Here is a 21,193-nt window from a genome sequence, read left to right as displayed (position 1 = left end):
GATAAAATTTAAAACCTCATAATATAGCACAAAATTGACAAAATCGTTGGTTTATTTTGTGGCGGATTTGTCGGTGGTGTCATCAAAGGTGGCTTTGGGCTTGGTGGGCAAGATGACCACAAATCGAGTTTTGCCTTGATAGGTGTCGGTATAGATTTGTCCGTTGTGGGCTTCGACAATCTGCGATACCAATGATAAGCCTAATCCTGAGCCTTTTTTCTCTTGTTTTAGACGAACAAAGGGGCTAAAAATATCTTGGCGTTTGTCTTCGGCAATGCCATCGCCCTGATCGATGAAAGACAGTACGGCAAAATTTGGCTTAGGCTTTTCTTTGGGTTTATCTTTGCCAAACCGTTTTAAAAAGGCGGTTTTTTTGTGGGTATTATCCTCATCATCTGACGTATTTTCAAACAAGACATCGCTGGTGCAGTCATCGTTCATGCAGTCGATGAGTGCCTGTGGAATGAGTTGGGCATCGTCAGGTGTACTGACACCGTATAGATAGACTTGTACGGGTGGCACGCCATGAATCATGGCATTATTAAGCAGATTGCGAACCAGATGTGTCAATAGCTTAGGCTGAGCGGGCAAAACGATGGCTTCGGCAGCAAGACTGGCTTCTGGATAATGCTGGCATTCTTGGCGAACCAGCTCATACAAATCAACTTGCTCGGTGGCTTGTAGGGCGTGTCCTGCATCAAGGCGACTGATCAGCAGGATACTCTCGACAAGGTCATTTAGCCCCGTCAAATCACGGTTGATGGCAAAAGCTCGTTTGTCAAATTTGGCTTTATCTTCCTCGCTTAGTTTGGCAGCCAGCATGTCCATCATCTCAATCTGCAAGCGAATGCGAGTGATGGGGGTGCGAAATTCGTGTGAGGCGTGTGCCAAAAGCAGGCTGTTGGCATTGATGAGTTGTTCGATTTTTTGAGCAGATTGGTTAAAGCCATAGGCAAGAGCAGCAATCTCATCATTGCCTTCTTCGCTGACCCTGACGCTAAAATCACCATCGCCCAATCTGCCAATTTGACGGCTCATCTGATTGATACGCCAAGTGATGTTGTGTGAAATCCACCACAGCACCGCCGACATGATGACCAACAGTAAAATCGTCCCAGAAAATAAGTTAAACCAGCCTGATAAAGGTCGCTGGATTGGCGGTGTGCGACTTTCATACCAAATGGTGTAACCCAGTGGGTTGGTGATGGTGGTATGAGGCGGACTTGGGGCAAACAAAGTGCTTAGCCAAGGCGGGTTGGGTGGTAGCTGCTGTGGCAACTCGGTGTCTTCGGTTTGTAAGATGAGACGACCATCAGGAGCGTATAAGCCAATCTTGGCACTAAGGCTTTCATCAAAAATATCAAAACTTTTTTTGATGACCACCATAGAAAATCTGGCTTGTAGTAGGTTGTTTTGGCTGCTGAGTGTTTCAGCTTCAATCAAAAATGGGTCTATTTGACTTAGAATCTGGCTGGCGATGGCACGAGAGCGAGCAGCATCTGAATTATTGTGGGCAAATTGGGATAGTAAGATGAATGCAATTGTAAAAGTGATTAACGCCAAAAACACGCTGATGAATAAGCGTGCCGCCACAGAACGAAAGCCGAATTTACCATGTTGATTTTGCATAAAACACCAAAAAGGCGTACCGATTGGCACGCCAATGTCTCATTAGACCTGATCGGTTGCAAATTGATAACCAACGCCACGCACGGTGATGATGCGTTTTGGTTGGCGTGGATTGTCTTCAATCAAGGCACGCAGGCGAGAGATGTGCACATCAATGGCACGGTCAATATTCTCAGAGCTGTCATCATTTGGCATTGCTTGCCACAGCTGTTCACGGCTTAGCACTTTGCCAGCGTGAGTGGCAAAATAATGAAGTAGTTGGAACTGGTGTGTGGTCAGACGCACAGGCTTTTCATCGATGGTCACTTCATGGCTGTCGGGAAATACCGATAAGCGACCAAAGCTAAGACTACCCAAATTGGCATCTGCTTGGTTGGGCGTTTCATGGCGACGCAATACTGCACGAATGCGAGCTAACAGCTCTCGTGGCTCAAAGGGCTTGGCGACATAATCATCTGCACCCATTTCCAAGCCCAAAACACGGTCGGTGGTGTCGCCTTTGGCGGTCAGCATTACGATTGGCACTTTGTTGATGAGTGTATTTTTTGATGAACGCACTTTTTGGCAAACTTGCATGCCATCCATGTCAGGTAGCATCAAATCCAGCACAATCAGGCTGATTTCTCGTTCTTTGGCTTCTAGGATATCCAGACCCATTTGCCCTGTGGCAGCATGGTGTACTTCGTAGTAGTTCATCGACAGATAGTCGCTAATCAATTCTGCCAAATCTGGATCGTCTTCAATCAATAAAATTTGTTTATTCATGTTAAGCCTTATCTTGCTTTTATCGGATAACTGTTTAATTGCTATATCTTGCCAATATTTGTACAGCTTGGCAAGCACAAAATTGTAGTGATTTGCATTATTTTTTGCCAATTGGCACACAAATCCGTGATTTTGGCAAATTGTCAGCAATAATGTAACGCAAGCTGACATCGTGCGTTTAGTGCAGTCTGACAGTACGCCCATCAAGTGCATCGTTTGGCGGTGTGGTAACGACCAGACTGTCTTCACTGACACCTGTGACCAAAAATTGATTGGACGCTTGACGATATTCGATGACATCGACCAATTTTTTGTGCAAAGTATGGTCTTGTTTGATGAGCCAAATGTAACCTTTGACAGGCAGGGCAGGGCGAGGTGGGTGAAACTGTGCCAATGATAAAGATTTGCCTTGCTCATTGCTGATGGCAAGATATGGCACAAGTCCAGCCACCGCAGATTGCCCATAGTCTAGGCTGCCATAGACTGATTGCCCAAGAGCAAGTGGTGCTTGGTCGGGTTTTGGTTTGATACGAATGTGGATTTTGAGCAGATTTTGTTCTTCATCGATTTGGCTGATTTGCCCTGAAAAATGACCTTGCTGGGTGTTTTGGGTGTTCAGCTGCACGGTTGTACCGATGTGCAAATATGATTTTATGCTGACAGGAGCAAGGCTGACCATGTCAAGTGTCTTAGTATCAACCACATTTAATAGCGTACTTTCAGCAAGCACTTCATCGTCAGTTTGGACAAATTGTTGGTCAATCGTGCCATCAAAATCGACCATCAGCTGATAACTTTGACTGTGTGCATCGTACTGTTTGAGCGTGGTGAGCATCTGAATGTCGCTCTGATGAATTGGCAAAATCTGCACCAATGGGCTGCCTGCTTGATGATGAGTACCTGTTTTGGCGATGTAGAGAATCTTGCCATCAAACGGCATGTGCAATCGTTGGCTGCGATGTGGCTTGATGGTGCCAGCCAAAGTTAAGCTGGGCTGATAGCGAGTCATTTTGACGCTGGCGACTTGGTCGGTGCTAAGAGTGATGGGCGTGTCGTGCGATGGCGTGGCGGATTTTGGTTTGCAGGCGGTCAATGACAGCAGGCAAGCAAGCATCATCAGGCATACGCCCAAGGCAAAATGGTTCATAAAATCAATCAATCAACTAAGTACAACAAACAGCATTTTAACATATTTTGATGCTTGCCAATCGACCCGCCTAATCATCAATGCGTATTTAATGCGTATTGCTGAATAAATATACAAAATTTCTACAATCTTATTATCAAAAATTAAGGTTGGCTTGATAGAATAATCGCAATTATGGCTTATTTTTTTGGTGATATGATGACACAGCTAGCAACAAATGCAATGCAAATTCAAAAATACAATCTGGCCGCTCGCCTGTTTCACTGGGTGGGTGCATTATTGATTGTGACAGCTTGGTTTTTGGTGGAGCAAGGCGAGGATTTTATCGGTTTGCATAAAGCGGTGGGTTTTAGTTTTTTGATTTGGACGCTACTTCGTCTCATCAATCGTGTTGTTAGCAAAGCACCTGCTGCTCTGCCGATGCCAGCGTGGCAAACTGCCATATCGCACTTGACGCATCTGGCGTTATATGTGGCGATGATTGGCATGCCTGTAACTGGTTTTTTGTCGGCATATTTTGGCGGTTATGGCGTTGATGTCTTTGGTATTTTTCAGATAGCAGGGGCGGCTGAGGCAAACCGTGATTTGGCTCGTACTTTGATGGGTGTGCATCGTGGGTTGATGTGGAATGCTTTATTGGCATTAGTGGTGCTACATATCGGTGCGGCGTTGTATCATCAATTTGTCAAAAAAGACAATCTGCTTGCCAGAATGCGTTAATGCCAAAGTATGTGGTATGCTGATGGTAGATTTGTAGGAAATTTCTTACATGGATTGACGATTTTTGCGTCTTTTTATTTTGGCATAAATCCAGCATAATACGCCTCATAGCAATGGAGAACCCTGATGGAGCAGGGCAGGGATGAGGTGCTATTCAAGGAAGGTTGGTAAGGATACGGATTTTACTTTTGGTAAAATCTTGGAAAAACAACGGGTTAGGCTTTTTGGTCTGACCCGTTGTTTTTTATGAGATTTTTTCATGCTGGATTTTGTGTTCGCTCAAAGACTTGCCCAAGAGTGGTGAAACCCTTGATGGCTGAAACTTAGCTTATCACGAACGGTTTTTCTTAATGCTAACTTTTAACAACCTATTGTCCAAACAGCCGATGAATGAGCTTGCAGATGATGCATGGCTTTGATTTTATCGATGATTGATGATGTACCACTTATCAAAAAAACCGCCTGTTTAATATGTCCAAAACTGGGCAAAACAAGCGGTTTTTTTTGATGTTGGGCTTGGGGTGTTAATGAGCCTCGTCCCAATTATCACCTGTACCAATCTCGACAAGCAGCGGTACAGCAAAATCCACCGTCCAGCCAAGCGTTTTGGCGGTGTCGGTCAGTACATTTTGCATGGCATTTTTGATGAGTGTGCCAATCTCTTGTGCTTTATCGGCATCAATTTCAAACACCAGCTCGTCATGGACTTGTAGCAATAGTTTGGCGTGCTCTTTGGGCAATACTTTATCCACCGCAATCATCGCAAGTTTAATCAGCTCAGCTGCCGACCCTTGAAGCGGGGCGTTGATGGCGGCTCGTTCGGCAGCCTCTTTTATCATGCGGTTGCTGTTATTGATGTCTGGCGAGTAGAGTTTTCTATCCAATAAGGTTTTTACATAGCCTGCCTGTTTTGCATGATTTTTGGTGTTTTCCATGTAGTCATGAATTGCAGGATAGCGAGCAAAATAGCGTTTGATGTAGTCTTGGGCGGTGCTTCTATCCACACCTAATTGTTTGGCAAGCCCAAAGGCACTCATGCCATACAACAGACCAAAATTGACCGCTTTGGCAGCACGGCGTTCATTGCTGGTTACTTCATCAAGTGATTTACCCATGATTTCAGCAGCGGTGGCGGTGTGAATGTCTAGCCCATCATTAAAGGCGGCAATCAATCGCTCATCTCCACTAAAATGTGCCATCAGTCGAAGTTCAATCTGTGAATAGTCAGCTGCCAAAATCACACGACCTTTTGGTGCAATGAATGCCTGACGAATCAGGCGACCTGTATCGGTGCGAATGGGGATATTTTGTAGATTTGGGTCAGATGACGACAGTCTGCCTGTGCTGGTCAATGCCTGATGATAGCTGGTATGTACTCGCCCTGCGTCATCAGCAGCTTTGGCAAGTGCATCGGTGTAGGTGCTTTTTAGTTTTGATAAGCTACGATGTGCCAAAACGGTCTCAACCAGCGGGTGGTCGATTTTGGATAGAACGGCTTCTGAGGTGGAATACTGTCCTGTTTTGGTTTTTTTACCGCCTGCAATGCCAAGTTTTTCAAACAAAATTTCGCCCAACTGTTTTGGGCTGGCAAGGTTGAAATTCTCTGCCGCCAAAGTGTGAGCTTGGTGTTCTAATGCCAAAATTTCTTCATCAAATTGATGTGATAATTTGCTTAGCATATCAATATCAATCAAAATACCCGCCCGCTCCATCTGGGTCAATAGTTTGGCGGTGGGTATTTCAAGACGATGAAGTAGCTTGGAGGCAGCATGGTCATTGGCAAGATATTGTGAGAATATCGTAAATAATCTAAAAGTAATATCCGCATCTTCACAGGCATAGTGGCTGGCTGTATCGATGTCCACTCTATCAAAAGTGATTTGTTTGGCTCCTTTGCCTGCCACTTCTTCAAAGGTGGTGGTTGTGGTGTTTAGATAGTGTTTTGCCAAGTCGTCCATATTGTGCCGTGTGGCAGCAGCGTTAATCACATAGCTTGCCAACATGGTGTCCATGTGCCAGTTGTCAGGCTGGGTGTGAATATCGCCAAGCAAATCAATGCCGTATTTGGCAAAAATATGCGTGTCGTATTTAAGATGCTGACCGATTTTGCCGATGGCAGGGTTTTGTAAAATCGGCTTTAAAGCACCCAAAACCGTGTTTTCATCAAGCTGTCCATCGTGTCTTGTGCCCAAATCATCAACATGATTGATGGGAATGTAGTATGCTTGATGATGGGTGTGGCTGATGCTGACACCCACCAATGATGCTTGTTGCCAATCTAGGTGTGTTGTCTCGGTGTCGATGGCAAAATAGGGCGATTGTGCCAGCGTGGCAACCAAATCATCAAGCTCTTGTGCGGTGCTGATGGTGTGATATTGCACGGTGTCGGCAGGCAGGCTTGGTACGATGCCAGCATCATTTTGGTCGTCTGTCTGCTCGACTGGCGTGCTGTGCTGTGGGTCTAAGTTTAGCTTGGCAAGTTGTTCTGAAACGGCAGTAATTTCTTGACGGAATTCTAGCTTTTGATAAAAACTTAACAAACTGGTCAAGCGTTGTTCTTTGGCATCGTCATTAGCATCGCCCAGCTTGATGTCTTCAAAACCAATGGGCAAATCCAAATTGGTTACGATGGTTGCCAGCGTACGATTGAGCGGAATGGTATCTTGGTGCTCTTTGATGTTTTTGCCAACCACGCCTTTGATTTGTTCGATATTTGCCAAAATACCATCAATATCGCCATAATCATTAAGCAGTTTGGCGGCGGTTTTTTGTCCTACTTTTGGAATTCCTGCAATGCCGTCAGAGGCATCGCCCATCAGCGTTAGGTAGTCGGCAATTTGGGTATTTTGCACCCCAAATTTTTCGATGACACCTGCTTTATCGGTGATTTTGCCAGTAAAGCTGTCTTCTAAGATGACGCAATCATTGACAAGCTGTGCCATGTCTTTATCGCCTGTTGAGATGACGACAGGCAGTCTGTGCTGGCAAGCGGTATGAGCCAGTGTACCGATGATGTCGTCTGCTTCATAGCCATCAATGGTGATGAGGGGAATGCCAAGCTGTTTAATCAGTTCATGCACATAAGGAATCTGTACTCGCAAATCATCTTCCATCGGTGGGCGATGTGCTTTGTAAGCCTCCGATAATTCGTGGCGAAAGGTTGGGGCTTTGGTATCAAAAGCGACCGCCATGTAGGCAGGCTTGTATTTTTTGATGAGCTTGTTTAGGGCATTTAGCACGCCACGCACGGCATTGGTGGGCAGTCCGTCTTTGTTGGATAAGGGTGGCAGACCATAAAAACAGCGAAATAAATAATAAGAACCATCGACCAGCACCACAGGAGCGGCAGATGTGTCGATATTGCTTGTGTCAAAGTGAGCAAGATTGGGAATTTGTTGATAATTGTTCATTGCGGTCATCAAATTTGGTTCATCATCATAATTATTGACGACCAGTATAGCACATTTTGGGCGATATTTTAAAATTTTATGATGATAAATTTTAAATTTTTATTTAAATATTTTGATAATTTTCTTGATAGATTTCTTTGGCGTTATGGATAAAATAACAAGCTGTTTTTGTTTTTTGAAGAGATTCTTATTGACAAAAACAGCTTGAATGTTGATTTGTTTTACCATCAGGTTTAAAGATATCAAATTTAAAAACCATCTGGCTAATGTTAGTAGTAGCCAAGCTCCTCGTTGCGACTGTCTAGGCGTTCAACCTCACAATTTAGACGGTAGATTTCTTGGGCGGCAAATGAACCGTCCACGCCTAATGATTCGGCTCGGCACTCTGCTTCTCGCTGGTTGTTGATGGACTTTTGTTCTGGGCGTAGCATATCTTGAATATAGGGGTCTAGCGAGTTCCAAGTGCGGTTAATGCGGGCGACAGCAGCGTGATAATTGGCGTTCGCCTGTTCTAGGTCGGCAGCTTCTTGCTCGTTTTGCTGTTGGATTTTTGTGGCGATTTGTTCTTTGGATAGACTCCAATAAAGCATATCTGTCAGCCCTTGTGCAGGCTGACCTTTGTCTAGCTGGGCATAAATCCATTTGCCATCATCGCTAGGCTGTAAGGTGTAGCCAATTTCGTAGTCAAAAGTGCCGTCGTCATTATTTTGGTAAGAGTTACTGTTTAGAATCTCTTGTGCAGTTTGGCTGCTACCATCAAGCTTCAAGGCTTCATCAGCGTTGGCAAGCAATGTATTTGGCAGGGAGGTTTGTAGTGTGGCTTCACAAAATACTTGGGTATTTTTTGAGCTTTTGTCAATGGTGCGAACGCCAATGACATCAAAATTGATGGATTCAAGAGCATTTTTGATGGCAGTGTTTTGTTCTGCACCCAGTCGTTCCGTCAGCTCTTTATTGGTGCTTTCAAGAATTATCTCTTTTAATGCAGCCAGTCCCTCTTCATCGCTGCACCCTGTGTGTTTGTCAAAAGGGCAGCCAGTCAAGACAACACTCCCTGCGACAACAAGAGCAATATACCACCAATTTTTTGCTTGCATTATATTTCCCAATCTGTGTAATCCGATGGTGCAATTTTAAGCAAATTTATCCAGAAAATCAAGCCAACAGCAACGCTCTTTGGGTGTGTTCAATGAAGTTGATTTATGGTATAATTCATTCGACTTTATTTAGATAAATCTGTTAATTATTTTATGAAAAACACACTCAATCAAATCCAAAAACGCCGCACCTTTGCCATCATCAGCCACCCTGACGCAGGCAAAACCACAATGACCGAAAAGCTCCTTTTGTGGGGCAAAGCCATCTTAACCGCAGGCGAGGTAAAATCCAGAAAAACTGACAAACACGCCACCTCCGACTGGATGAGTATGGAGCAGGAGCGGGGTATTTCGATTACCACTTCGGTAATGCAGTTTCCTTATGGCGATTGTATGGTAAACCTACTTGACACCCCCGGACACGCTGATTTTAGTGAAGATACTTACCGCACTTTGACCGCCGTTGATAGTGCCTTGATGGTCATTGATGGGGCAAAGGGCGTGGAAGAACGCACCATTAAACTGATGGAAGTCTGCCGTATGCGTGATACGCCCATCATCAGTTTTGTCAATAAATTGGACCGTGAAATCCAAAATCCGCTCTCCCTACTTGATGAAATTGAAAGCGTACTAAAAATCAAATGCGTGCCGTTTTGTTATCCCATTGGTATGGGGCAGGATTTTGTGGGGGTGTATAACTTTTTTGATAACAAAACTTATCTATACAAAAAAGGCTTTGGCACGCAATTAACCGACATTGAAACCCTAGACGGCTACGACCACGATGAGATTAAGGGGCGACTTGGCGAGCTACTTTGGAATGAGTTTTTGGAAGGGGTGGAGCTTGCCGAAATGGCGTTTGGCGATTGGGATATTGATGAGTTTTTGGCAGGCAAGCAAACGCCTGTACTCTTTGGCACAGCCCTTGGCAATTTTGGCGTGGATATGGTGCTAGATACCCTAACCAAATACGCCCCAGCCCCCAAAGACCACAATGCCGTGGAGCGAGTGGTAAAAGCAGACGAACCCAATTTCACAGGTTTTGTCTTTAAAATCCAAGCCAATATGGACCCCAAACATAGAGACCGTGTCGCCTTTATGCGGATTTGCTCTGGCAAGTACGAAAAAGGTATGAAATTAAACCATGTGCGTATCGGCAAAGAAGTGCGAGTATCAGATGCGTTGATGTTTTTGGCAGGCGACCGTGAAAGCCTTGAAGAGGCGTATGCTGGCGACATCATCGGCTTGCACAATCACGGCACGATTCAGATTGGCGACAGTTTCACCAGTGGCGAAACCCTTAATTTTACAGGCATTCCGCACTTTGCCCCAGAGCTGTTTCGCCGTGTGGTGCTAAAAGACCCTTTAAAATCCAAACAATTACAAAAGGGACTGCAACAATTATCCGAAGAAGGAGCAACCCAAGTCTTTATGCCCCAAATCAATAACGACCTGATTTTGGGGGCGGTGGGCGTGCTACAATTTGAAGTGGTGGCTCATCGTTTGCTAGAAGAATACAAGGTGCAATGTGCCTTTGAACCGATTTCTATTGCCACCGTCCGCTGGGTACATTGTGATGATAAAGTGGCGTTTGAAAAATTTAAGAAAAAAGCCCACGACCAGCTGTCGCTTGATGGCGGTGGTTATTTGACCTACCTTGCCCCAAGCCGTGTTAATTTGCAGTTAATGCAAGAACGCTATCCTGAGGTGGAGTTTAGAAGTACGAGGGAGCATTGATATGAATGTGAATTGGGTAATATGAAAATCAAAACAGTGATTCGTAGTGTTTTTATCGCCGCTGTTTTGGCTTGTATGTTGCCCATCATGATTTATTCTTGGGTGGATAGGTTTAAAAATGCTGAATTTCATAAGCCTATCAAACTAGATTATGATAAAAAGAAAATCGAATTGCAATACATATTAGACACCATTACCATTGGCTTGCCCCAATTTGATAAACGAGAGGATTATAAAAAGACTGATGCAAAATCCATTAGCATTTCCTACCATTATCATAATCCCAAAGTAAGCGATATTGAAACGCTACTAAAAAACATTCAAAAAATTTCTGACACAGAATTATCTGTCTACGACACCAGCAGTCATTCTTTTAAAAGGCGGTTTTGCGTGGGCGAAAATGCCATATCGGTGGGTGATTATAATTTTGACAATTTATATCATATAAGGTTGTATGTCGGTTTTTATCAATATGATGATTGTCGTCGATGGGTGTATGATAATGGTCAGAAAAAATGAAAACTTTACCCTTTGACTGACAAAAACCTTTCTTTACACTCCTATTAGAATAAGGTTCATTGTCTGATTTTGAAACTTGGGTGTATAACGAACCAATTAAACCCGCCAAGTTATGACGATAAAGCATTTTATCAAGAGTTTAGAACTGCCAACTGCTCATAAAACAACCAATACCAACGCACCCCATACCCATTGGCTTTATCATCTGTATAAAATTGTTACGATGGGTAAATTTTACCGACTTTACGCTAATTTTTGTTTATAATAGCGTAACTTATCTTTGATATAAGTCGCTATTTGGACAGCCTAGTGATTTAGGCTGTCTTTTTTTGTCTTTTTGCTGTTTGAGCAAATCGCTCGTTTGGTTTGTCCACACAGCAAAAAACAGTTGTATAAAAGTTGGTTTTATGAAAAAGTTTTTAAAGTTTTTAATCGCATTTGCTTTGCTTTTGTTGATTATTTTACTTGCTTATTTATTCCGTCCTGTGGCGAGCAAGCAAGTGAGCGGGCTTGATGAGGAGCCTGTGGTTGATGTGGTGTTGATTGGCGGTGGCATCATGAGTGCCACGCTAGGCACTTATTTGAGTGAGCTTGAACCTGACTGGCAGATTCGTATGTTTGAACGCCTTGATGCGGTCGGTCAAGAAAGCTCGTATGGTTTTCATAACGCAGGCACAGGGCATTCTGGCTTTATGGAGATGAACTATACGGCAGTGGGCGATGATGGCAAAATTAGCATCGAGCGTGCCGAAAAAATCGCCAGCCAGTTTGAGGTTGCCAAGCAATTTTGGGCATATCAAGTCAAACAAGGCAGATTGGGCGAGCCAAAAAGCTTCATCAATCCTGTGCCACACATTGCCTTTGTGTGGGAAAACGAAGTGGATTTTCTAAAAAAACGCCATCAGGCGATGATTGCATCTCCACTGTTTGAGGGCATGATTTATACCGAAGATAAGGCAGAGATTGAACGCTGGGCACCGCTTGTCATGCAAGGTCGTGATGCCAATCAAAAAGTCGCCGCCACTCGCATGGATATTGGCTCTGATGTCAATTATGGTGCAATCACCACTCAGCTGATTGATGGCTTGACTAAGAGTGATAAATTTAAGCTGTCTGTTAATTCAGAAGTGGTTGGCATCAGTCGTAATGCTGATAAAACTTGGACAGTAAGCGTCAAAGACACCAAAACAGGTCAGACTTCACATACCAAGACGAAGTTTGTGTTCGTTGGTGCAGGTGGTGCAGCCATCAAACTACTACAATACACCGACTTACCAGAAAGCAAATACTATGCAGGCTTCCCTGTGGGCGGTCTATTCTTGATGACAGACAATCCTGCCATCACTGAGCAACATACTGCCAAAGTGTATGGCAAGGCTGAGCTTGGTGCACCGCCAATGTCAGTACCACACATCGACACTCGCTATATCGATGGTAAAAAATATGTCCTGTTTGGACCGTTTGCGACCTATTCGAACAAGTTCCTAAAAAATGGTTCGCAAACTGACCTGTTAGCATCAGCCACCAAAGATAATGCTTTGCCAATGGCGGCGGTTGGTCTTGAAAATACTGATTTGGTCAAATATTTGGTCAGCCAAGTCATGCTGACTGATGAAGAACGCCTAAAAGAGCTGCAAAAATATTATCCAAATGCTAAGCTGGAAGATTGGAAGGCCAGCCAAGGTGGTCAGCGTGTGCAAATCATCAAAAAATTGCCGAATGAGCCTGCCAAATTGCAATTTGGTACTGAGATTTTTGCCTCAGAAGATGGTACAGTGGCAGCCCTATTGGGTGCATCGCCAGGTGCTTCAACTTCTCCGCACATTTTGCTAAACTTGCTTGAAAAATCATTCCCAGAGCAAGTCGCTGGCAAGTGGAACGCCAAAATCAAAGAAATCATCCCATCTTATGGCGAGGATTTGTCAAAAGATGCAGCATTGCTAGACCGTGTGCGTACTGATACCAGCCGTACTTTGGGATTGGTTTATACGCCAAAAAATGCCGCACCAGTTGCGACACCTGCCAATGAAGAGAACATCAAACGCCTCAATGAAACTTCTGATGAAGTGGTCGTGCCAGCACCAGCAGCCCAAAAACCTGCTGCCTAAGCATCGGCGTTGATGAATGAAATAAGGGGTTTGATGACCCCTTATTTTTTTATTATGTTTTTGAATGATGGAGCAAAAAATGAAGATTGCCCAAAAATTGATGCGTATTTTTGCTGGTGGTTTGATACTATTTGGCTTGTATTTGTGGCTATTTGGACAAAGTTTTTGGTTATGGTTGTTGCCTTTGGTGCTGATGGTTGGCGGCAGATTTTGTGTTAAGGGTTGGCAAATATTTGGTCTGTTATTGATTTTGATGATGCTTGCCGTTCATCAGGTGCGTGCCTATCAAACGCACACGCACCAAAAATCCATACAAAATCAAGCAGGCACTTGGCAACAGTACGGAGCATTATAGACAATCCAATCGCCAGTAGGCGGTCTTATGGTTTAGCATACCAAAAGACACAACATCTGATGCTATGGTCGTCATGGCTTAAAAAGCGTGACTTAGCTCCACAAAGACTCGGCTTTTATCATAGCTGTATAGGGCGACGCTACTGTCGGTTTTTTGATATTGCCAAGTCAGGCGTGGCATCAAATTTTGATAAGCGAGTTTTCTGTGCCACAGACTTAGGCTTGCGGTGTATTCATCATTGATTTGGGTTTGGTTAAAGATGGGCATTGGGGCAAGGTATCGTCTTTGGGCAATGCCAATGCTACCACGCAACCCCAAATGTTGCCATTGCTGATGAGCCGATGCACGCAGACCCATGCGATAATAAGAGTCGTCTTTGTCTTGGGTGTGGGTGTATTGATAATCCGCCACAAGGCTTAATGAGCCATGCGTCAGCCAAGTAGGGCGAGTGGCAAAACTTGGGCTGATACTGATGCTGTGTCCGTCCAGATGTGGGCGAGTCTGGTGATAGTTTTTGCTGATTTCAGCAGACACGCCAAGCTGGCTTGTTGGGCTGATTTTTTGGGTGGCATCAATGCCTATGCCAATAACATCGGAGAAATGTTTGAGCTGGTGCTGTTCGGCTCGACCGCCAGCATAGTGGGTTTGCTCAAAAAAAGGCGTGATGCTAAGGCTGGTTTTGTGATTTGCCTTGCCCATCGACAACCCTGCCCGTGCCAATAATTCGTTATACTGCTTGGTGTCTTGATATAGCTTGCTTTGAAGGCTTAGAGCGGGTGTCAAAGACAGTCCATCTGGCAGTAGGATTTTTTTGTCCACGCTGACATTTAGGGCAACGCCATGTGCTGATTGAGCGGCATTGGCTGTCCAACCACCACCTAAGTCGGTCTGTTTTGGGGCGTTGTTGATGTTTTTGTCCATGATGACATGACCGCCGATTTGCAGTGTTGGCTTGCCAAGTTCATGCAGGGCGTTTTTGTAATCAATCAGCTGTGCCTGAATGTAGTCTGGCTGTTGTTCCAGCAGGGTTTTGGCTTCAACATAATGCCGATTGGCAAAGAGGCTTTGAATCAGGCGAATGCCAAATAGGGAATTGGTGGGATATTGTTCATGCAGCGTCTGATACAGTTGGCTTGCGGCGGCAAAATCCTGATTTTTGGTTGCCAAGACTGCTTTTGCCCAAGCAACCATCTGTGTTTCAATCAGCTCATCGGTTTGTTTTTGGTAGATGGGTAATAATACCGCCACGCCTTCAAGATTATTATAAATCAAGGCGGACAGCATCGCACGAGACAATAAATCTGGATTGGCAAGCAAAATCTGTTCATCAACTTGGGCGACGCCATCATTATTGATGGGCAGACTTGGGGCGTCAAAAGAGTCTATCGGTGGCGAAATGAGCGTGGCGGTTTGATTGTTTTGCCAGCGTCTGTCGTCTTGATTGTTTAATATCTCTTCATCATTGGCGTGGGCGTTGGGCATGAGGATATTGACCGCCAAGAATGCCATCGTTGTCCATAAAGCACGCTTTAAAAATATCTGCATACAACAATCCTGTCTAAACCCATCAATCGAATCAAGTTTGATAAAAAATCAAGCTAAATGACAAAATGTAAATGATACTTATTATTAAATATATTGTCAATAAGGTGATTGCGTAATGTTTTGTATCATATTGTTGTAATGTGGATAAGATAGGGGAAGGAGTCATTGAAAATTTTTGACATCGAACTATAATAAATCATAGAGAAGATTGTTGTATTAGAGCAGTTTTGGCTACGACCAACGCTGAGGATTGTACCCATGAAACATTACTTATTTAAGCCATCTGTGCTGGCTGTCGTCATTACTTCCATTTTATCCAATGTCGCTCATGCGTCGACTGTGCGAGATGATATTGATTATCAATATTTTCGTGATTTGGCAGAAAATAAGGGTGAGTTTTATGCTGGGGCGAGCAATATCGATATTGTGAACAAACAGGGCATCAACATTGGCACGATGCTCCAAGGCATTCCAATGATTGATTTTTCTTCCATCAATCGAGATGGGGGTTTTGTTACCTTGACCAAGCCTCAGTATGTGACCAGCGTGGCACACAATCAAGGTTACCGCTTGGTACAATTTGGCGATGCCAGTAGCAACAATCCTGATGGTCATTATTTTGATTATCAACTGGTGGCACGCAATGACTATGACCCGAATGGGAGTCATGCAGTCGCCAAACTTACTCATCATGATTATCATGTGCCTCGTTTGCACAAGCTGGTAACAGAGGTAGTGCCAGTTCAGCAGTCAATGGAGAAAAATCTAGATAATTATCGCAATCAAGATATTTATCCTATGTTTATGCGCGCAGGTTCTGGTGTGCAAAATACGGTATCCTCGCCAATCAGTGAAAAAAATCGTCTTGCGGCAGCGTATGAATATATGATTGGAGGCACAACTTCTGGTGTTAGTAGTGTTAGTCATAATCTGATTGGTTTTGAGGGTGATGTTTTTGGTGATGCTTACAGTCCCATGACATCTCATGCACAACCTGGGGACAGTGGCTCTGGTTTGTTTGCTTGGGATAATCGCCTACAAAAATGGGTATATGTTGCCACCACGCAGGCTGGCAATGATCAGGTTGTTGTTGGGGTTATTAATTATCCTGAATATGGTGAATTATTAGAAAAATCAGATAACGCAGGCGTGATACAGGCAGAGGATAAGACGCTGCTTTGGAGTGTGCCAAACAGAAGATTCACCAGAGTCAATACCAGCACCATTGCTGGTGGATTGACTTATTTGACCGTTGATTTGGCGGATACTTTTTTGGCTGACCCTAAGACGGGTAAGCCACACATTCCATCGTTACACCACGGCAAAACCTTCCACATCACAGGCGACAACAACACCTTAACCCTAACAGACAACATCAATCAAGGTGCTGGTGCGATCTATTTTCATGGCAATACCACAGTTACAGGTACCAAAGATGACATCACTTGGCTAGGTGCTGGTGTTGATATTGATGCAGGTAAAACGGTGACTTGGAAAATCAGTAATCCTGCTGGCGATAGATTATCAAAAATTGGACAAGGCACACTCACCATCAATGGCAAAGGAGAAAACAAAGGCTCCATCAGTGTGGGTGATGGTACAGTTATCCTAGACCAACAAGCTGACAGTAATAACAAAAAATCTGCATTCTCTGAATTAGGCATCGTCAGTGGCAGACCAACTGTCATTCTAAACTCATCAGACCAATTAGACCCCAACACCATCTACTTTGGCTATCGTGGTGGGCGATTGGATTTGAATGGGAATGATTTGACCTTTAAACGCATTCAAAATGTGGACGATGGGGCAAAAATCGTCAATCACAATATGACCAGCTCAGCCAATGTTACCATCACAGGCGATGTATTCACCATCGATGATGTGCGTCTGGTGGATTTTGGTGATGGTTGGGACGCTGATTTATTCCGCAGCCAAGGAGCTTATTTTGTTTTGGAAAATGGTGCTTGGAAATTTGTCAGCTGGAACCAAAACGATGCCAAAAAATATGTAGTGGCACAGAAAAACCAAGCTCTTGCCAATCGAATCTATGCATATAATGGTTACTTTGGTGAAATCGACCCAAATAAACATAATGGCAAACTCAATGTCACCATCAACACCACCGATGTGGCAAATGGCAAGCTCCTGCTCACAGGCGGTACGGTGCTAAATGGCAATCTTAGTGCAGCTGGTACTAGTGAAATTATCCTATCCGGTCGCCCCGTACCACACGCCTATGACAAAGTAGCCAACCAAGAAATCATCAAAGACAACGAATGGCTAAACCGCACCTTTAACGCCACCAACTTTGTTGCCAAAGACAATGCTAAGATTGAAGTTAGTCGTAATGTATCATCAGTAGATGGTAACTTTACTCTCACCGACAATGCTTCTGCTCACATTGGCTTTACCCAAGGTGTTTCACACGAATGTATCCGTTCTGACCGTACTGGTGTGGCAAATTGTTCTATCAGCCCGTTATCAGAGGCAGCACTAAATAGCTGGGATAGAACCAAAGTTGCAGGCGATGTTTCATTAGCAAACAATGCCAAATTTACCTTAGGTAGTAAAGCTGACCTAACAGGAGCCATGACTGGTACTGGCAACAGCCAAGTACAACTTGATGAAGGTTCTACTTGGACAATGACCAAAAACAGTCAGCTCAATGCACTGACGGTCAATAACGCCACCATCACCTTAAACAGCAATTATGCCAAAGGCAGTACCAATCAATACAACACATTAAGCGTCAATCAACTGTCAGGTCAAGCCAACTTTAACTACTTATCTGATGTAGCAGGCTTACAAAGCGATAAAGTCATCGCCAATACCGCCACAGGTACAGTTAAGCTTAATGTCAAAAACACTGGCAAAGAACCTAATCACGACCAAAAACTGGTACTACTGACCGCCAACAACCAAAATGATTTGTCCGTCAGTCTTGCCAATGCAGGTGGTACAGTTGATGCAGGTGCTTATCGCTATGAACTCATCAAAGATGGCAATGACTATGTTCTATATAACCCCATCATTGAACAAGAACTGGCAGAAAAAAGAAAGGCCGAAGAAGAAAAACGCTTAGCCGAAGAAAAAGCCCGTCAAGAAGAATTGGCAAGACAAAAAGCTGAAGAAGAAAGATTGGAAACCGAACGCTTAGCTCGTGAGCAAGCCGAAAAAGAAGCTGAACTTGCTCGTCAAAAAGCAGAGCAAGAACGCTTAGAAGCGGAGCGTCTGGCAAAACTTGAAGAAGAGAAGCGTTTAGCCGAAGAAGCTGAAAAAGCAAGACTTGCTCAACTTGAAAAAGAGCGTTTGGAAGCGGAAGAAAAAGCTCGTCAAGAACAACTTGCTCGTGAAGAAGCTGAACGCCTAGCTAAGATTGAAGAAGAAAAACGCTTAGAAGCAGAGCGTTTAGCCAAAGAAGCCGAAGAAAAACTCCTAGCAGAAGAAGCCGAAAAAGCAAGATTGGCTCAACTTGAAAAAGAGCGTTTAGAAGCTGAGGAAAAAGCTCGTCAAGAAGAATTGGCAAGACAAAAAGCAGAGCAAGAACGACTAGAAGCTGAACGCCTAGCCAAACTTGAAGAAGAAAAACGCTTAGAAGCAGAGCGTTTGGCTAAAGAGGCTGAAGAGAAACGCTTGGCTGAAGAAAAAGCTCATCAAGAACAACTTGCTCGTGAAGAAGCTGAACGCTTAGCTAAGATTGAAGAAGAAAAGCGTTTAGCAGAAGAAAAAGCCCGTCAAGAAGCTGAAGAAAAAGCCAAAGCTGAACAAGCAGAGCGTGAGCGTTTGGAAGCTGAACGCTTAGCTCGTGAACAAGCCGAAAAAGAAGCAGAACTTGCCCGTCAAAAAGCTGAGCAAGAACGACTAGAAGCCGAACGCTTAGTCAAACTTGAAGAAGAAAAACGCCTAGCAGAAGAAGCTGAAAAAGCAAGATTGGCTCAACTTGAAAAAGAGCGTTTAGAAGCAGAAGAAAAAGCTCGTCAAGAACAACTTGCTCGTGAAGAGGCTGAACGCCTAGCCAAACTTGAAGAGGAAAAACGCTTGGCGGAAGAAGCCAAACAAGCCGAACTTGCTCGTCAAAAAGCCGAGCAAGAACGCTTAGAGGCAGAGCGTTTGGCTAAAGAGGCTGAAGAGAAGCGTTTAGCAGAAGAAAAAGCCAAAGCTGAACAAGCAGAGCAAGAGCGTTTGGAAACTGAACAACTTGCCAAAGAAGCCGAAGAAGAAGCTCGTCAAGAAGAGCTGGCAAGACAAAAAGCGGAAGAAGAAAGATTGGAAGCTGAACGCCTAGCTCGTGAGCAAGCCGAAAAAGAAGCCGAACTTGCTCGTCAAAAAGCTGAGCAAGAGCGTTTGGAAGCCGAACAACTTGCCAAAGAAGCTGAGGAAAAACGCTTAGCAGAAGAAGCTGAAAAAGCAAGACTTGCTCAACTTGAAAAAGAGCGTCTAGAAGCCGAAGAAGAAGCTCGTCAAGAACAACTTGCTCGTGAAGAAGCTGAACGCCTAGCCAAACTTGAAGAAGAAAAGCGTTTGGCAGAAGAAAAAGCCAAAGCTGAACAAGCTGAGCGTGAGCGTTTGGAAGCTGAACGCCTAGCCAAACTTGAAGAAGAAAAGCGTTTGGCAGAAGAGAAGCGTCTAGCAGAAGAAAAAGCCAAAGCTGAACAAGAGCGTTTGGCAAAACTTGCTCAACAAAAACAAGCACAGCTCATCAGTCGTTATGCCAATACTGCCATCTCTGAAATCCAATCACAAACCTATGCCTTAATGGCATTGAGTGAACAAGCCACCAAACGATTGTTGGACAAACACACCAGACCAATCGAGGTATGGCTGGATAATCAATGGTCTGATGGTAAGTACAGTTCTGATTTGTATCGTGGCTATGAACAAGATACGCACTTGATGCAGTTTGGCATTGACAAACAGATTGGTGACAATCCAAATACTCGTGCTGGTGTGATTGTCTCTAAAATGAGTAGTGATACAGATTATAGCGAGGGCAATGCCAAAGGTCGTATCAATACCGCCACTTTCTATGGCAAGCACACCACCGATGACAACATCTTTGGTATTCTTGAATTGGGCGTGGGTCGTAACAATAATGAAATCAGTTTAGATGGTCAAAAAACCAGCCTGCAAAGAGATTTAAGCTACATTGGTGCTACCATCGGCAAAGAGTATCAAACTGACAGCATGACCATCACACCACATGTGGGTGCAAAAGCTTATCGCTATCAAGCAGCAAATTATACTTTAAATAATGCCAAAGTAGAGTCCAAAGCCAATCAACTCATCAATGCCTATGCAGGGGTAGAAATTGGCAAAACCATTGAACTTGGCAATACCATCATTCACCCAACATTTAGTAGTCGTATCCACAGCCGTCAGGCAGACTTTGACATCAAAATCAATGACCGTCAAGTCAAACAAGAACTTGGATATAGCCTAGACCATGAGCTTGGTCTAAAATATCAAGCCACCAATCATCTAAGTGCCACAACCAGCATTGGCTATCGTCATGGCAAAGAGATTGACAATCAAGTCTATGGCGGATTACAACTCAAATATCGTTGGTAATCTTAATGATAAAAAAACCACTCCTTTGGGGGTGGTTTTTTATGGAATAAAGATTGATATATAATGGCTGCAAATTAAATTTACCATCTAAAATCAAGTATCGACAGACAATCAGGCAAACATATCAATCCAAGCCCACTTCAATGTGGCTAAACCATCTTTAATCCTTTGCCGTCAATACCAATGATAAAAATTAGATGAATAAAATCACGCATTGCCAGTTTGACGATATTTAATCAATTCTTATTCGGTAAATAATCAATCGATGGAAAATCAAATTCATTGTTTGGTGTTAATGATTGACGTGAAATCAGAATAAAACTAAGTTAAATTAGCATCAGTGCTTGCGGTTTTTTACCCAAAATAATTCAAGTGGCTCAATAATACCTGCTAAATTTAGCTAAACACACTTCATTCAATACAGTGGGTCAAAGAAGAAATCAGATGATAAAAAGTAAATTTATCAAATGGCAGGATTTTTTATAACATCATCAATCCAAAATAATATATCCCAAGTCATCAACTTTGGGTTTATCAAAAATCAACCAAAATAAAACTTTCTGCTGTTTGATAAAATAAAGTCAAAGAAAAAT

12 protein-coding genes are annotated in these 21,193 nt (G+C 43.7%); 6 read left to right on the top strand and 6 right to left on the bottom strand.

Annotation, left to right across the window (positions count from 1 at the left end):
- Positions 1 to 51 precede the first annotated feature (51 nt).
- The 3 genes from LU297_RS03855 to LU297_RS03845 form a co-directional block, all read right to left on the bottom strand.
- On the bottom strand, positions 52 to 1,629 hold the full coding sequence (locus LU297_RS03855; protein WP_263077099.1) for a sensor histidine kinase: 1,578 nt from the start codon (positions 1,627 to 1,629) through the stop codon (positions 52 to 54).
- Positions 1,630 to 1,671: 42 nt separating this feature from the next.
- A complete protein-coding gene (locus LU297_RS03850; protein ID WP_263077098.1) occupies positions 1,672 to 2,394 on the bottom strand; it encodes a response regulator transcription factor in 723 nt (240 codons plus the stop codon).
- A gap of 178 nt (positions 2,395 to 2,572) precedes the next feature.
- Positions 2,573 to 3,541, bottom strand: a complete 969-nt coding sequence (locus tag LU297_RS03845) for an efflux RND transporter periplasmic adaptor subunit (RefSeq protein WP_263077097.1) — start codon at positions 3,539 to 3,541, stop codon at positions 2,573 to 2,575.
- 198 nt (positions 3,542 to 3,739) lie between these two features.
- On the opposite strand from LU297_RS03845, the gene LU297_RS03840 reads away from it, so the two are divergent.
- Positions 3,740 to 4,261, top strand: a complete 522-nt coding sequence (locus tag LU297_RS03840) for a cytochrome b (protein WP_263077096.1) — start codon at positions 3,740 to 3,742, stop codon at positions 4,259 to 4,261.
- A gap of 524 nt (positions 4,262 to 4,785) precedes the next feature.
- Here the strand turns inward: LU297_RS03840 and polA are convergent.
- Positions 4,786 to 7,680: a DNA polymerase I gene (polA, locus tag LU297_RS03835; RefSeq protein ID WP_263077095.1), complete on the bottom strand. Its 2,895-nt coding sequence runs from the start codon at positions 7,678 to 7,680 to the stop codon at positions 4,786 to 4,788.
- 260 nt (positions 7,681 to 7,940) lie between these two features.
- Positions 7,941 to 8,768 carry a lysozyme inhibitor LprI family protein gene (locus LU297_RS03830; RefSeq protein WP_263077094.1) on the bottom strand — a complete coding sequence of 276 codons (828 nt, stop codon included), beginning with the start codon at positions 8,766 to 8,768 and terminating at the stop codon, positions 7,941 to 7,943.
- 153 nt (positions 8,769 to 8,921) lie between these two features.
- Between LU297_RS03830 and LU297_RS03825 the strand changes: the two genes are divergently transcribed.
- The 4 genes from LU297_RS03825 (at position 8,922) to LU297_RS03810 (ending at position 13,487) form a co-directional block, all read left to right on the top strand.
- On the top strand, positions 8,922 to 10,505 hold the full coding sequence (locus tag LU297_RS03825; RefSeq protein ID WP_263077093.1) for a peptide chain release factor 3: 1,584 nt from the start codon (positions 8,922 to 8,924) through the stop codon (positions 10,503 to 10,505).
- A 21-nt stretch (positions 10,506 to 10,526) separates the two neighbouring features.
- Positions 10,527 to 11,024, top strand: coding sequence for a hypothetical protein (locus tag LU297_RS03820; protein WP_263077092.1), 498 nt, complete (start codon positions 10,527 to 10,529; stop codon positions 11,022 to 11,024).
- 407 nt (positions 11,025 to 11,431) lie between these two features.
- Complete coding sequence (gene mqo / locus LU297_RS03815; protein ID WP_263077091.1) at positions 11,432 to 13,132, top strand: malate dehydrogenase (quinone); 1,701 nt, start codon at positions 11,432 to 11,434, stop codon at positions 13,130 to 13,132.
- A 79-nt stretch (positions 13,133 to 13,211) separates the two neighbouring features.
- Positions 13,212 to 13,487: a hypothetical protein gene (locus LU297_RS03810; RefSeq protein WP_263077090.1), complete on the top strand. Its 276-nt coding sequence runs from the start codon at positions 13,212 to 13,214 to the stop codon at positions 13,485 to 13,487.
- A 78-nt stretch (positions 13,488 to 13,565) separates the two neighbouring features.
- On the opposite strand, the gene LU297_RS03805 is transcribed toward LU297_RS03810, so the two are convergent.
- The gene (locus LU297_RS03805) at positions 13,566 to 15,032 is read right to left on the bottom strand and encodes a porin family protein (RefSeq protein ID WP_263077089.1); all 1,467 of its coding nucleotides are present in this window, start codon (positions 15,030 to 15,032) and stop codon (positions 13,566 to 13,568) included.
- Between the two features lie 258 nt (positions 15,033 to 15,290).
- On the opposite strand from LU297_RS03805, the gene LU297_RS03800 reads away from it, so the two are divergent.
- The gene (locus LU297_RS03800; protein WP_263077088.1) at positions 15,291 to 20,600 is read left to right on the top strand and encodes a S6 family peptidase; all 5,310 of its coding nucleotides are present in this window, start codon (positions 15,291 to 15,293) and stop codon (positions 20,598 to 20,600) included.
- Positions 20,601 to 21,193 lie beyond the last annotated feature (593 nt).

The sequence above is a fragment of the Moraxella nasicaprae genome (assembly GCF_025643275.1).
Classification (GTDB): domain Bacteria; phylum Pseudomonadota; class Gammaproteobacteria; order Pseudomonadales; family Moraxellaceae; genus Moraxella; species Moraxella nasicaprae.
The sequence above is the reverse complement of the archived record's forward strand: the minus strand, read 5'-3'. Positions and strand labels throughout refer to the sequence as shown.

Bases quoted from the DNA above. Each gene is read 5' to 3' on its own strand.
- LU297_RS03825 (WP_263077093.1), top strand. From the start codon at position 8,922: ATGAAAAACACACTCAATCAAATCCAAAAACGCCGCACCTTTGCCATC.
- mqo (WP_263077091.1), top strand. From the start codon at position 11,432: ATGAAAAAGTTTTTAAAGTTTTTAATCGCATTTGCTTTGCTTTTGTTG.
- LU297_RS03800 (WP_263077088.1), top strand. From the start codon at position 15,291: ATGAAACATTACTTATTTAAGCCATCTGTGCTGGCTGTCGTCATTACT.
- LU297_RS03850 (WP_263077098.1), bottom strand. From the start codon at position 2,394: ATGAATAAACAAATTTTATTGATTGAAGACGATCCAGATTTGGCAGAA.
- LU297_RS03820 (WP_263077092.1), top strand. From the start codon at position 10,527: ATGAAAATCAAAACAGTGATTCGTAGTGTTTTTATCGCCGCTGTTTTG.
- LU297_RS03830 (WP_263077094.1), bottom strand. From the start codon at position 8,768: ATGCAAGCAAAAAATTGGTGGTATATTGCTCTTGTTGTCGCAGGGAGT.
- LU297_RS03840 (WP_263077096.1), top strand. From the start codon at position 3,740: ATGACACAGCTAGCAACAAATGCAATGCAAATTCAAAAATACAATCTG.
- LU297_RS03855 (WP_263077099.1), bottom strand. From the start codon at position 1,629: ATGCAAAATCAACATGGTAAATTCGGCTTTCGTTCTGTGGCGGCACGC.
- LU297_RS03845 (WP_263077097.1), bottom strand. From the start codon at position 3,541: ATGAACCATTTTGCCTTGGGCGTATGCCTGATGATGCTTGCTTGCCTG.
- LU297_RS03810 (WP_263077090.1), top strand. From the start codon at position 13,212: ATGAAGATTGCCCAAAAATTGATGCGTATTTTTGCTGGTGGTTTGATA.
- LU297_RS03805 (WP_263077089.1), bottom strand. From the start codon at position 15,032: ATGCAGATATTTTTAAAGCGTGCTTTATGGACAACGATGGCATTCTTG.
- polA (WP_263077095.1), bottom strand. From the start codon at position 7,680: ATGACCGCAATGAACAATTATCAACAAATTCCCAATCTTGCTCACTTT.